The sequence below is a fragment of the Frankia sp. CcWB2 genome (genome assembly GCF_977927585.1).
The window spans coordinates 1,279-14,500 of the sequence record NZ_CDWRCM010000066.1 but is presented as its reverse complement, the minus strand read 5'-3'; the positions used below and the strand labels follow the sequence as shown (position 1 = coordinate 14,500).

The following is a 13,222-nucleotide window of genomic DNA, read 5'->3' as shown; positions in this document are numbered from 1 at the left end:
CGTGACCTGGCTGCCCGACGCCGCCAGCTATGGTCACGGGGTGACCGCGGCGAAACTCGGCCGGGACGTGACCGCGGCGGTGCACGAGATGCAGCTCGAGCGGGATCTCGCCGCGGGCTTCATCATGAGTGGGCGTGGCGCCAACCCGACCAGCAGGGCGCTGGCCGACCGGCTGAACACCGAGCAGCGTGTTGTGGACAAGGCGCTGACCCGTTTCCAGGCCTCGCTAAGGTCCTCCTCCGGCCGTCTCGGCCGAGGGGCCTCCCCGCTGTCCGCGCAGGTGCGGCAGAGCATGGCCGCACTGCCCGCGCTGCGCCAGGCCGTCCGGGGCGGGAAGCTGCCCATCGGCGCGATCCTGAGCGAGTACTCGACCACGATCAGCCGCCTGCTCGCCTTCGACCGCCGGATCGGGCAGGACAGGAACGACGACGAGCTCCGCTACTCCACCATGGTCCTCAATGACCTGTCGACCATCAAGGAGATCAACTCCCAGATCCGCGGTCAGCTCTACGCCACGGCCCTCACCGGCCGGTTCGAGTTCGGCGCCGCCGAACGGATGTCCGGTCTCCTCGCCGAGGAACAGACGGCCGAGGACGCGTTCCGCGCCGCAGCCCGCCCCAGCGACCGGATCCGCTACGATCAGATCGTCAACGGTCAGGCGCTGCTGACGGTCAAGCGCACCCCCGACCGTGCCGTCCAGCGTCAGCGACTGCCCGACCTCGGCATCGATCCCGACCAGTGGTTCGCGGCCAGCACCACCCACATCGAGCTGCTGCGCACCGTCGAGACCGGCCTGCTCGACAACGTCATCGGGTCCGCGAGCGAGCTGCGCTCCACCGCCTGGGAGCGGACCGCCATCCTCGGCGCGCTGATCATCACTATCATGGTCGGTGCGATCGTGTGGACGCTGGCGATCGCGCGCACGATGACCGGCCCCCTGCGCAGACTGCGGACGGGCGCCCTCGACGTCGCCCACGAGCGCCTTCCCCACCTGATCGAGCAGCTGCAAACCGCGTACCCGGACCAGGTCGACACGACGATCCGGTCCATCGCCATCGCCATCGACTCCCGTGACGAGATCGGCGAGGTCGCGCGCACCTTCGACGAGCTGCAGCACGAGGCGGTGCGGCTGGCTGCCGAACAGGCCGGCCTGCGGCGCAACGTCAACACCCTGTTCCTGAGCCTGTCCCGGCGCAGCCAGAGCCTCATCGAACGGCAGATCGCGCTCATCGACCGGCTGGAGGCCACCGAGGAGAACCCCCTCCAGCTGGAGAACCTGTTCAAGCTTGACCACCTGGCGACCCGGATGCGCCGCAACAGCGAGAACCTGCTCGTGCTCGCGGGGGCTGGACCGGGCCGGCGCCGGGCGGGTCCGGTACCGCTGGGTGACGTGCTGCAGGCCGCGATCGGCGAGATCGAGCAGTACGAACGGATCCAGATCATCGAGGTGCCGGAGGTGCAGGTTGCCGCCGACTCCGTCAACCACGTCGTCCACCTCGTCGCCGAGCTACTGGAGAACGCCGCCCAGTTCTCCCCGCCATACCTCGCGGTCGACCTCGCCGCGTCCCGCCTCGACGACGGCAGACTGCTCATCATCATCGACGACGCCGGCCTCGGGATGTCGGAGAAGGAGCTGACCGCAGCCAACCAGCGGCTGGCCGAGCCTCCGGTGTTCGACTTCTCGATCGCCCAACGCCTCGGCCTGTTCGTCGTGGCCCGCCTGGCCGCGCGGCACGACATCGCGGTGCGGCTGGCACGCTCGGATACCGGCGGGGTTCGCGCGCTCGTCCATCTGCCTGCCGTGCTGCTCGTCGCGAGCATCCCGCCTCGTGGCACCGCGCCTCGTGGCAACGGCCTAGCGGCTCCCGGCCTGGCGGCTCCCGGTGCGACGGGCCTGAACGGTCACGGTCCTACAGGTCCTACCGGTTCTGCGGGGCCTACCGGTTCTGTGGGGCCTGTGGGGCCTGCGGGGTCGCTCGGCGGTCCCGATACGCCGCCGGCCGGTCTCGGCTCCTACACCTCCTACACACCGACCGAGGAGTGGTTCCGGCCGCGCGGTGTCGATCTTGGCGTCGTCGGCGAGCTCGCCGACGACGCCGACTCGTCCACCGTGGCCGAGGCCGGTGGCGGGTCGCGTCTGGGCGCCGCCACGGGATCGGAGGGCGGGGCCGTCCTGCCTCCGATCGAGGAGGCGGTGGCCGCGCTCCGTCGTCGGCGCGAGCGTGGGGCGGACAGAAGGATGCGCGCCGCCGCGGCGCGGCCGCCCGAGCCCTCCGAGCCCTCCGAGGAGAAGTTCAACTGGTTCACGCGAGATCCGGCACCGTCGCGTTCCGCGGTGCGCATCCCACCCGTGTCCCTCGAGCCGCCCGTGTCCCTCGAGCCGCCCGTGTCCCTCGAGCCGCCCGCGGCCGGTGGGGCGGCGTGGTCGGGCGGGGCGGTAACCGTCGGTGGGGTATCGGGCTCGGGCGAAGCGGCGGTGAGTGACCATCCCCCCATCGGGCCAGACGGTCCCAGGACCCCCTCCGGGCTGCCGATCCGCGCCCCGCAGACCCACGGGCTCCTCGGTCCGGACCCGTTGGGCACGCCCCCGTCCAGGTCCGCGACCGCTCGCCCCCCCGATGCCGGCCCCGACCTTTTCGGCCCGGCAGCGGCGCTCACGCCGGCCCCGGAACAGCAGACGGTGGCGCCCGAACGGATCCGCGGCCGCCTGAGCCGACTGTACGAAGGCGTTCACCATGCTCGTGGTGTCAAGGGAGACCCCTGACGAGCCTGGCAGCGACGGATGACCATCCGCATCCCTCCTGCCTGCGCGCGGACACCGCACTCCCTGATTCGCGCTCCCTGATTCGCATAGTCTGGAGGACGCGTGACCCGCGCGGATCCCGAGAATCCCTCGCTCGACTGGCTCGTCAACAACTTCGTCGACTTCGTGCCCGGTGTGGCCAATGCGATCGTCGCGTCCTCGGACGGGCATCTTCTCGCCGTCTGCACTGGTTTCCCGCGTGAGCGGGCGGAACGGCTGAGTTCCCTCGCGTCCGGTCTGTTCAGCCTGACCTTGGCCGCCGCCGACTTCGTGGACGGCGGCCACGTCACCCAGACCATCGTCGAGATGGCCCAGGGCTCGCTGCTGCTCATGGCCGTCGGGGAGGGGTCCTACCTGGCCGTGCTCGCCACCAACACCTGCGATATCGGGTTCGTAGGGTACGAGATGACGGTGCTCGTCGCCCGGACCCGGGAGGCGCTCACCCCGGCCCGCCGCGAAAATGTGTGACCAGGTGCCCACCAGGTGACATCCCCCATGACCCCATACCCCATGACCAGGTGACCAGGTGACCACGTGAACGGGGACGCGGTGGAGCCGTCGGGCGAGCTCGTGCGGCCGTACACGGCGACCCGCGGCCGGGCGCGCCCGTCCCGTCTGCTGGCGCTCGAGGCCATGGTGACCACGACACCGCTCGGCCGCGGGCGGCTGCCGGTCCTGCTTCTCGAACAGAAGTCGATCGTCGCGATGTGCGTGCAGCCTCAGTCGGTGATCGAGATCGCGGCCGAGCTGCGTTTGCCTGTGGGCGTAGTCCGCGTGCTCGTCGCCGACGCGGCGGCGGACCGCCTGGTGGAGATCTCCCAGCTCACCATGCCGACGGGAGCCCCGCAGCTCGAGTTGCTCGACCGGGTACTCGCCGGCCTGCGTCGCCTCTGAGCCGGCGCACTCTGAGCCGGCGCGGCATTCCGCGCCGCTAGGCTGGACAGAGCATCGAGCTTACGTGAAGCTTCGGATCACACTTATTCTGTCACGTCTATTCTGTCACGTCGCCTCAGGGGACGATCGATATGATCCAAAAGCTGATGCCTCCCGTGTCCCGCCATCCGCTCACCCGCGCGCTCGTCACACGTACCCCCCTTGCCCGGGGGATCATCGATCGCTTTGTCGCCGGCCCGTCCGACGCGGACGCGGTCGCCGCGGTAGCCGGACTTGCGGACCTCGGCCTCCTGGCGACGGTGGATCTGCTCGGTGAGGACATCACCCGTGCGGAGGACGCGGCCCACACCCTGCTGGCCTACCTCGGGCTGCTCGACCTCGCCGACCGCGCGGGGATCGCCGCCGGTCTCGACGTCTCGGTGAAGCTGTCTGCGCTCGGTCAGGCCGTGCCCCGCGACGGCCGCAAGCTGTCGTACGAGAACGCCGCCGAGATCTGCGCGCGGGCAGCGGCGGCGAACGCGACGGTCACCCTGGACATGGAGGATCACACCACCACGGACTCGACGTTGGACACCCTGGTGGAGCTGCGTCGGGACTTCCCCTCCGTCGGCGCCGTCCTGCAGGCGCAGCTTCTGCGCACCGAGACGGACTGCCGTGACCTCGCCACCGACGGGTCACGGGTGCGGCTGTGCAAGGGCGCCTACCGCGAACCGCCCGCCGTAGCCCACCAGGGACGTCCGGCTGTCGCCGCCGCGTACGCCCGCTGTCTGGGAATCTTGCTCACCGGATCGGGCTATCCCATGATTGCCACTCACGACCCCGCCCTCCTGAACCTCGCCGGCCGGTTCGCTGAGCACGTGGGACGCCTGCCCGCGACCTTCGAATACCAGTTGCTGTACGGGGTACGCCCGGTCGAGCAGCGGCGGTTGGCGTCGACCGGGGCCACGGTGCGGGTGTATGTGCCCTACGGGGCGGACTGCGTGCCGTACCTGACCCGGCGGCTGGTGGAGAGACCCACGAACCTGCTGCTCGCCGCTCGCGCGCTCCGGAGTCGGGCCTGAGATGCGGTGGGCCTGGGATGCGGTGGGCCTGGGATGCGGTGGGCCTGGGATGCGGTGGGCCTGGGATTATGGGCGGGCCTGGGATGCGGGCCGGCTGAGACGCGGGCAGGCTGGACGGGGGACGGAGCGTGCGGCGGGACGAAGCAGAGCGCGTGGCGACCGGACCGGTGACGGTTCCGGTCGCGCGTAACGAACCGGTCCGTTCCTACGCCCCGGGTAGCCCGGAACGTGCCAGTCTGCGGCGGACCCTGCTCCGGCTGGGCGGTGAACATATCGAGCTGACCAACACGATCGGGGGACACCAGCATCTCGGCGGCGGCCCGGCCCGCGACGTCGTGCAGCCTCATGCATACCGGCGGGTGCTCGGAACGCTGCGAGAGAGCACCCACGCGGACGCGGCCGAGGCGGTCGCCGCGGCGAAGAAGGCCGCCCCCGGCTGGCGGGATCTGGGTTTCGCGGGACGGGCCGCGGTGCTCCTGCGCGCCGCGGAGGCCCTCTCCGGCCCGTGGCGGGACACGTTGAACGCGGCCACCATGCTGGGCCAGTCGAAGACCTGCCAACAGGCGGAGATCGACGCCGCCTGCGAACTGATCGACTTCTGGCGGTTCAACGTGATGTTCGCCGCCGAGTTGCTGGCCGACGTGCCGGCCAGCGGGGCCGGGGAATGGAACCGGCTGGATTTGCGTCCGCTGGAGGGATTCGTCTACGCGGTCAGCCCGTTCAACTTCACCGCCATCGCCGGGAACCTGGCGACCGCGCCGGCGTTGATGGGGAACACCGTCGTCTGGAAGCCGGCTCCCACGCAGGCGTTTGCCGCGCATTTCCTGATGCGGCTGCTGGAATCGGCGGGGTTGCCGCCCGGCGTCATCAACCTCGTCGGCGGTTCGGGTGAACCGGTCAGCGACGTGGTGTTCTCCGACCCGGATCTGGCCGGCGTTCATTTCACCGGTTCTCCCGCCGTCTTCGCCCGGCTGTGGCGGGCGGTCGGCGAGAACCTGGACGGCTACCGTTCCTATCCGCGGATCGTCGGGGAGACCGGTGGCAAGGACTTCGTGGTGGCGCATTCCTCGGCCGACGTCGACGTGCTGCGTACCGCGCTGCTGCGGGGGTCCTTCGAGTACAGCGGCCAGAAATGCTCGGCGGCCTCCCGGGCGTACCTGCCCGCAAGCCTGTGGCGGCGCCTGGACGCCGAACTCGCCGCCGCGACCGAGGCACTGTCGGTGGGGGACGTCAGCGACTTCGACCATTTCACCGGTGCGGTCATCGATGCGCGCGCCTACGATCGCCTGGCCGCCGCATGCACCCGTGCTGCCAGCGATTCGACCGTCACCGTTCTCGCCGGGGCACAGTGCGACGACGCTGTCGGCTGGTTCGTCCGGCCGACGGTGCTGCTCGGCACCGATCCCGGGCGGGAATGGTTCACCCGCGAGCTGTTCGGCCCGATCCTGTCGGTTCACGTCTACGACGACAACCGGCCGGGGGCCTGGGACGACGTGCTGACACTGATCGACCGGACCTCGTCCTACGCGCTCACCGGTGCCGTCGTCGCGACCGACCGCTCGGCGATCGCCCGCGCCGAACACGTGCTGCGCTTCGCGGCCGGCAACTTCTACATCAATGACAAGCCGACCGGGGCCGTGGTCGGCCGGCAGCCGTTCGGCGGCGCTCGCCGTTCCGGCACCAACGACAAGGCCGGTTCCGCGCAGAACCTGCTGCGCTGGATCAGCCCACGGGTGATCAAGGAGAATCTCGCTCCGCCTGCCGACCACGTGTATCCCTACATGGGGCCCGGGGCCTTTGGCGTGACCGGCGACCGTGCGTCCGGTGGCGCGTCCGGTGGTGTCGTGGGTGGTGGTGGCGCGTCCGGTGGTGGCGTGGGTGGGCTGCCGGACGACTCCGCCGGGGGTCCCCCGGCCCCTGACCGCGCGCCCTGACTGCGGGCGCCCTGACTGCGCCCCGTGTCCGTGCCCCCGGAATCCGGTAAACGCGCAGACGTTTCCCTAAGAGGATCTTAGACTGATATTCCTGATTGGTCCGCTACCCCGGGAGACGGCATGTCCGGATCTACTCGCGAACGTCACATTTTGACCTTTTGCGGAAAATGCAACTGTGGTTGCCCGGAGCTCTTCGTCGACCACGAGGCTCCGGCGGAGCGGCGCATCGTGCTGACCGATGACTTCGGCCAGCGGATCCAGATGAGTGTCGAACAGCTCCAGGCCATCGTCGACGAGGCCCGTGCCGGCAGCATCACCGCACTGGTCGACGCCGAACTCGCCCTGGACGTGAGCTGACGTGCGACGTGCCGTAACTGGACGGAAGCCTGGACGGGAACCCGCGGATCGGTGACACACCACCACCCGGCAGCGGCGTACGCACTGGCCCCACCACAGGCGGTGGCCGTCGTTGCCGCGGTCGCCTGCGTGTTGCTGGCGATGTTCCACGCCGGACGTCTCGCCGACGCGCTTGTGCGAGCCCGGCGGAGGGCCGTGTACCCACCGGCCGAGATTGGGCACACGGTGGTGGCCGCGGGAATGGCCGTCATGTTCGTCGGCCCACGCTGGATGACGTCGTCGGTGGTGTTCGCCGTCGCTTATCTGGCGCTGGCCGGCGTCTTCTTCCTTCTTGTCCTGACGGACCCGACCTGCGAGCTTGTCCTGACGGACCCGACCTGCGAGCCGTCGCGGTGGTCCTGCTGCTCGATGCTCGTCATCGAGGGGTTGGCGATGGCGTACATGGCCCGAGCGGACAGGTGGCCGGTCGGTGATTCGACCGGTCTGACGAATCTGACCGACTGGTTCGCGGTGATCTTCACTGTGGCGGTGCTGGCTGCTATCGGTGGCCCGCTGGTCCGCAGGGGCAGGCCGGGCTGGGTGACCCACACGCCGCCGGTGACATCGGCCACGTCCCGACTGGTCATGGCCGGCGCGATGCTGCTGATGCTGCTCTGACGGGCGGGTGCCGGTCTACCCGCCATACTCCCGTCGGTATTCCCACCGGTGTGGCCCGAACGGGTGTGGATGGGCGTTGAATGGAGGCCATGAGCCAGCCACTCGCGACCTTCGCGGGGGCCCCGCCGCGGGCCCCCCGTTCGCCTTGGAAGAGGGCGATCGCATGCTGCGGGTACGCCTCGACGGCGGCGAGATGTACGCCAAACAGGGAGGCATGGTGGCCTATCGCGGCCGCGTCGACTTCGCCTACAAGGGCCAGGGAGTCGGTGGATTCCTGCGGCGGGCGGTTACCGGTGAGGGCCAGGACCTGATGAGGGTCGCCGGCCACGGAAGCGTCTGGTTCGCCGAGTCCGGAAGCCACATCTCGGTCTTCACGCTCGACAACGACAGCCTGACGGTCAACGGCCGCAGCCTGCTCGCGCTGGAGTCCGGCATCCGCTACAAGGTCACCACGACGTCCGGTGGCATCGGCGCCATGATCGCCGGTGGGATCTTCAACACCGAGGTTTCCGGCAGCGGCGGCGTCGCCGTGCTGTGCCTGGGCGCTCCCCTGGTGTTGTCGACGGACGAGCCGGTCTGCGTCGACCGGGATGCCGCGGTCGCCTGGACGGCGGGCATACGTACCCGGGTGGTCTCCTCGTTCAAGATAGGCAACCTCATGGGGCGTAGCTCGGGGGAGCTCGCGCAGATCGAGTACTCCGGCCGGGGGGGGATTCGTCGTCGTCCAATGTGGTGAGACGCCGGCCGCCGGGACCGCCACCGATCGCCACTGACCGCCACCGTCGGCACTGAACCGACTGCCGGAAGCGTGCCGGCAGGGGCTCGCCGGGCCGGCACGAAGTCGTCGCGGGGAAATGACGCCATGATTATGACGGTCCGTCGCACGCTGCCCGCACGCTTCCCGCACGCTTCCCGCACGCTTCCCGCACGTTTCCCGCACGTTTCCCGCACGCTTCCTCCGTGCGGGATTTCTACCTTACAGTAAACCTTACCTGCATTTACGTTCAGGCGGATGTGAGGGGTGCGGGTTCAGGTTCGCTGCGAAATCCGTATCCGTGTGATGTGCTGTCCGCTGGAGGTTCCGCCTGTCGGCTCGCGCGGACCGTCGGAGGTCATCGCCGCTGGTTGAGGCGCCACGGCGGGTCGATCAAGCGGTGCGGGACGGGGCACTCCCTCGGTATGATGACGAGCGGCGTCCGGCCGGCGATGTCCGACAGGAGGTGGAGGTCATATGGTGACGCGTGGTGACGTGGAAATCATCGAAATTCTGAACAGTGTGCTGACGAACGAGCTCACGACCATCAACCAGTACTTTCTGCACAGTCGTATGCAACGTAACTGGGGATATCGGCGGATCGCCGAGCACTATTATCGCGAGTCGATCGACGAGATGAAGCACGCGGATCAGCTCATCGAGCGGGTGCTGTATCTCGGCGGTCTGCCGAACCTGCAGCGTCTGCACACGCTGCGTATCGGGGAGACGGTGCCCGAGCAGCTCGAGGTGGACCGGTCCGGGGAGTTCGAGGCGGTTGACCTGCTGCGCCGGGGGGTCGCACTCTGCCGGGAGCGGGGCGACGTCGGATCGGCCGTGCTCCTCGAGCGGATCCTCGTCTCCGAGGAGGAGCACATCGACTGGCTCGACGCCCAGCTGGAGCTGATCTCCCAGCTTGGTGCGGCCCATTACCTCGCCCAACAGATCCATGAGGAGTAGCGGAAGGTAATGGGCGGTGGCGAGGAATGGCGGAGTAATCCCGTTTTCGTTTCCTCACCGTTACGCACTGTTGTTGGCGCTGCGAACGGGTCGATCCTTTGAGTGTCATGGTGTCGGGTCTCGCCATGCAAGCCCCATCCGACTGGCGATAGTGTCCAGTCGGGGGATCGCGCGGAGGATTGCAGCAGCGAAGCCGACCGTCCACAGGGTGCCGTCGAGGCGGTGCCGCGGGAGAGGAGGGGGGAGGGCCGATGAGCATCGCCGGGTCCTGTCCGCCCCCTCCGCTCCGGGTGGCCGCCGGCTCCATCGCACCGCCCATCTGACCTCCGAGAGCTCCGCACGGGACTCCTCGGATGAATTCCTTATGAATGGAAAGGATCGTGCGCTAGTGGCGACGTACACGCTGCCGGACCTGAACTACGACTACGGTGCTCTGGAACCGTCCATTATCGGGCAGATAGTCGAACTGCACCACGACAAGCACCACGCGACCTACGTCAAGGGTGCCAATGACACTCTTGAGAAGATCGCCGAAGCGCGCGACAAGGGCGACTTCGGTGCCATCGTGGGCCTGGAGAAGACGCTCGCCTTCAACCTTTCCGGGCATATTCTCCACTCGATCTACTGGGAGAACCTCTCGCCGGACGGCGGGGACAAGCCGGACGGTGCGCTCGGTGAGGCCATCGCCGCCGACTTCGGTTCCTTCGACGCCTTCAAGGCGCAACTGAACGCGGTGACCACCACGGTGCAGGGCTCCGGGTGGGGCGTCCTGGCCTACGACGCCACCGCGCAGCGTCTGCTCATCGAGCAGGTGTACGACCACCAGAGCAACGTCGGCGTGGGCAACACCCCGCTGCTCGTGTTCGACGCCTGGGAGCATGCCTGGTACCTGCAGTACAAGAACGTCAAGGTCGACTACGTGGCGGCCCTGTGGAACGTCGTCAACTGGGCCGACGTGGCTGCCCGTTTCGTGAAGGCCAAGGGCGCGGCGGCGGCCTGACCGTGGTGCGGGTTGGTTCCCCGACGCACAGGACCGTGCCCGGAGAACCGAAATAGTTGATCATTAAACGTGCACGAACAATGTGCGCGGATCATGACAAGGGCAGCGCCTCCGGCGGTGCCCTTGTCGTCATTTTCCGGTGTTTCGGGGCGGGGTCCACGAGGTCCGGTCACCGGCTTCGCGGCCGGCTTCCCGGCTGGCCTTGCCGCCGGTCTGGCCGACCGGACACCTTTCGGTCGACGTCACGTCAGCGTCGGGCCGGCGTGTCGTGGAGTGATATACGACACACCGTGAACGGCTTGACGGCTTCCCTTCTCGCTACGCAGGGTAGTAGACATGTTCGTGGACGTGCTCCGGCCCGATCGACGCCAGTCCGAGATCCTCCCGTCGCCGTCGTCCTGGCGACGTTGTCGCTGATCTGCCGGCGGCCCCGAGCCTGCCGGCGGCCCCGAGCCGAGCGATCCGTCCCGGCCGCGGGCGGCCAGTGGTCCGGCATCCTCCGCCTCCCGGTGGGCTCCTGACGTTCGCCGGCAGGCGACGTGCGGCAGGTGGTCGTTGCCCAGGGGCCGGCTCCCGAGACCGACCGCAGCGGTACCGCCGTCGAAGAACCACCCGTCGCCGCTGCTGGTCACCCCGTACGACTCGCGAGCACGGCCGCCGCGATGTCCAGGCCGCCGTTGTCCTCGCCTCGTGGCGGGCGGCAGCCGCGTGTTACTCCGGTCGCCGGGCCGTCGGACCGATCATCGGCGGGCCGGACACCTTCCCTCTCCTACTCTTCAAGCCCTTTCCTGGTCTCCGAGGCGAGATCAACGATTGATGTCGCCTCGACGCCGCGCCCGCGGCACGTCCGGCCCGCCTGCCGCGACGATCCGTTCCGTCCGAAGGAGATCTGGCGCCGATGCCGTCGCCGACCACTCAGTTGTCCGTCGATGATCTACGGATGGCCTCGCCCACCTCGTCCGCGGCGGGCAGGCAATCCCGCGCCCGCGCCATCGTCGGTCCGCAGCGGGGCAGCTCCGTCGCGCCAACCGCAGGCAGGCCGGCCGCGACACCCACCGCACCCACCGTCTCTCCGGCGTCGATCGTCTCTCCGGCCTCCCCTGCCGTCCCGGCCGCGATCCCGGTTCCGTCGACGCGTCGGCTCCCGGCGCCCTCTCCCGCCTCCGGCGGGGCACCCGGGGAATATGTGCGCGCGGTGGTCGCGGTGCTGCTCGGGCGCGGTGAGCAGGCCGGCCCGTTCCACCTTCTCGCCGATCGGCTCGCGCTGGACGGCTACCTGGTGACCGTCGTTCCCGACGGTGGCCGCCGGGTGCCCGCGGTGGCCGAGAACCGGGTGCCGGGCGTCCCGTTCGTCCTCCTCGGTTCCGACACGGGGGCCCTCGCGGCGCTGGCGATGGCCGCCTCCCCTGCGGTACGCCCCGACGGTGTGATCCTGGTCGGCCTGCCGCTCCTGCAGGTTCCCGTCGCGGGGGTGGCCATCGAGGAACCGTTGCCGCGTGCCCTGCCCGACCTCCCGATCCTGCTCATCCACGGTGCGCAGGACAAGGTCAGCCCGCTACCCCTGATCCGGATGACGACGCGCACCGCGTCCCGGGCGGAGCTCGTGGTCGTCCCGGGCGGCCACGATGTGCTGACGGGTCCGGGGCGTCGCAGCGTCGCCGCGCGGACCCTGCTCTTCCTGGAGTCCCTCCGCGAGGCCTGACCCCCGGCGAGCCTGCCGGCCCGGAGCCGGCAGCGGGTCGCGATCGTCGCCGCCCGCATACTCGGCACGGCCGTTCGGCCCACTCGGTGAGGGCCGAACGGCCATCCGGGCGTGACATCCGGCGGATCGGCTGGTCCGTCCCGGCAGGGCACCGTTGACGACACCGCCGCCGGACCCCTGCGGGTCCTGGCCAACCGTCGTCTACTCCCTGTTACTCTCCGTTGCCTCCGGGAGAGATCATGTCCGCCGCAGAGGTTCTGACCGCTGAGACCGCTCTGACCCCTCCCGCTCCGCCGAGTTTCCTCGGCGGGCCAACCCCCACGCTGCACACCGTGGAGACGACGACCGCGCTGCTGTTCTTCGTGGGCGAGCGGGTCTACAAGATGCCCAAACCCGTCATGGCCGGATCCGTGGACCTGCGACGGCGGCAGGCGCGGGAAGAGGCCTGCCAGACCGAGGTGGCCCTCAACCGGCGGCTGGCGCCGGACGTGTACCTCGCCGTCGCGGACGTCCGCGACGAGGCCGACCTCCTGCGCGATCACATGGTCGTCATGCGTCGGCTGCCCGTCGCGCGCCGCCTGACGACGCTGGTCGAGCGGGGCGGGTGGGTCGATCAACAGCTGCGTGACCTCGCGCGCCGACTCGCGGCGTTCCACGAGAGCTGCGAGACCTCGGCCCGGATCGGTGCGGCGGGCAGCCTGGCGGCTATGCAGGCTCGCTGGCTGGACCTGCTGCGCGCCGTCGCGCCGTTTCGCGGCGAGGTCCTGGCCGCCGATGTCGTCGACGAGATCGAGCGACTCGCGCTGCGCTACCTCGCCGGGCGGGCTCCGCTGCTGGCTGAGCGGCGGCGGGCCGGCCGGATCCGGGACGGTCACGGCGATCTCATCGCCGACCACGTCTTCTGCCTGTCCGACGGCGTACGGGTGATCGACTGCCTGGCGTCCGACCGGCAGGGCCGGATCGGTGACGTGTTGGCCGACGCCGCGTGCCTCGCGATGGACCTGGAGCGGCTCGGCGCGCCGGACGAGGCGCGCCGGTTCCTGGCCTGGTACCGGGAGTTCTCCGCCGAGACGCATCCGGTGTCGCTGGACCATCACTACATT

General features: G+C 69.6%; 11 protein-coding genes and 1 pseudogene. All 12 read left to right on the top strand.

All coding sequences use genetic code 11. The features are described from left to right. The coding region (locus tag ACY45C_RS09400; RefSeq protein ID WP_462187238.1) for a sensor histidine kinase at positions 1–2,764 on the top strand (2,764 nt) is incomplete at its 5' end. 102 nt (positions 2,765–2,866) lie between these two features. Further along, positions 2,867–3,271: a roadblock/LC7 domain-containing protein gene (locus tag ACY45C_RS09395; RefSeq protein ID WP_462187237.1), complete on the top strand. Its 405-nt coding sequence runs from the start codon at positions 2,867–2,869 to the stop codon at positions 3,269–3,271. Between the two features lie 66 nt (positions 3,272–3,337). Next, positions 3,338–3,697, top strand: coding sequence for a DUF742 domain-containing protein (locus ACY45C_RS09390; protein WP_462187236.1), 360 nt, complete (start codon positions 3,338–3,340; stop codon positions 3,695–3,697). 131 nt (positions 3,698–3,828) lie between these two features. Further along, positions 3,829–4,758 (top strand): proline dehydrogenase family protein, encoded by a 930-nt coding sequence (locus ACY45C_RS09385; protein ID WP_462187235.1) that lies wholly within the window; start codon positions 3,829–3,831, stop codon positions 4,756–4,758. A 152-nt stretch (positions 4,759–4,910) separates the two neighbouring features. After that, entirely contained in the window at positions 4,911–6,692 is a 1,782-nt protein-coding gene (gene pruA, locus ACY45C_RS09380) for an L-glutamate gamma-semialdehyde dehydrogenase (protein ID WP_462187234.1), read from the top strand. 120 nt (positions 6,693–6,812) lie between these two features. Beyond that, entirely contained in the window at positions 6,813–7,049 is a 237-nt protein-coding gene (locus ACY45C_RS09375) for a hypothetical protein (protein WP_462187233.1), read from the top strand. Positions 7,050–7,151: 102 nt separating this feature from the next. Then, on the top strand, positions 7,152–7,706 hold the full coding sequence (locus ACY45C_RS09370) for a DUF5134 domain-containing protein (RefSeq protein WP_462187232.1): 555 nt from the start codon (positions 7,152–7,154) through the stop codon (positions 7,704–7,706). Between the two features lie 80 nt (positions 7,707–7,786). Further along, a pseudogene (locus tag ACY45C_RS09365) lies at positions 7,787–8,479 on the top strand (AIM24 family protein). A 458-nt stretch (positions 8,480–8,937) separates the two neighbouring features. Beyond that, positions 8,938–9,417 (top strand): bacterioferritin, encoded by a 480-nt coding sequence (gene bfr / locus ACY45C_RS09360; RefSeq protein ID WP_462187231.1) that lies wholly within the window; start codon positions 8,938–8,940, stop codon positions 9,415–9,417. A 388-nt stretch (positions 9,418–9,805) separates the two neighbouring features. Further along, positions 9,806–10,417: a superoxide dismutase gene (locus ACY45C_RS09355; RefSeq protein WP_462187230.1), complete on the top strand. Its 612-nt coding sequence runs from the start codon at positions 9,806–9,808 to the stop codon at positions 10,415–10,417. A gap of 940 nt (positions 10,418–11,357) precedes the next feature. Then, complete coding sequence (locus ACY45C_RS09350; RefSeq protein ID WP_462187229.1) at positions 11,358–12,119, top strand: alpha/beta hydrolase; 762 nt, start codon at positions 11,358–11,360, stop codon at positions 12,117–12,119. 239 nt (positions 12,120–12,358) lie between these two features. Next, on the top strand, positions 12,359–13,222 hold an 864-nt coding region (locus tag ACY45C_RS09345; protein ID WP_462187228.1), incomplete at its 3' end, for an aminoglycoside phosphotransferase family protein.

Bases quoted from the DNA above. Each gene is read 5' to 3' on its own strand.
- ACY45C_RS09350 (WP_462187229.1), top strand. From the start codon at position 11,358: ATGGCCTCGCCCACCTCGTCCGCGGCGGGCAGGCAATCCCGCGCCCGC.
- bfr (WP_462187231.1), top strand. From the start codon at position 8,938: ATGGTGACGCGTGGTGACGTGGAAATCATCGAAATTCTGAACAGTGTG.
- ACY45C_RS09385 (WP_462187235.1), top strand. From the start codon at position 3,829: ATGATCCAAAAGCTGATGCCTCCCGTGTCCCGCCATCCGCTCACCCGC.
- ACY45C_RS09375 (WP_462187233.1), top strand. From the start codon at position 6,813: ATGTCCGGATCTACTCGCGAACGTCACATTTTGACCTTTTGCGGAAAA.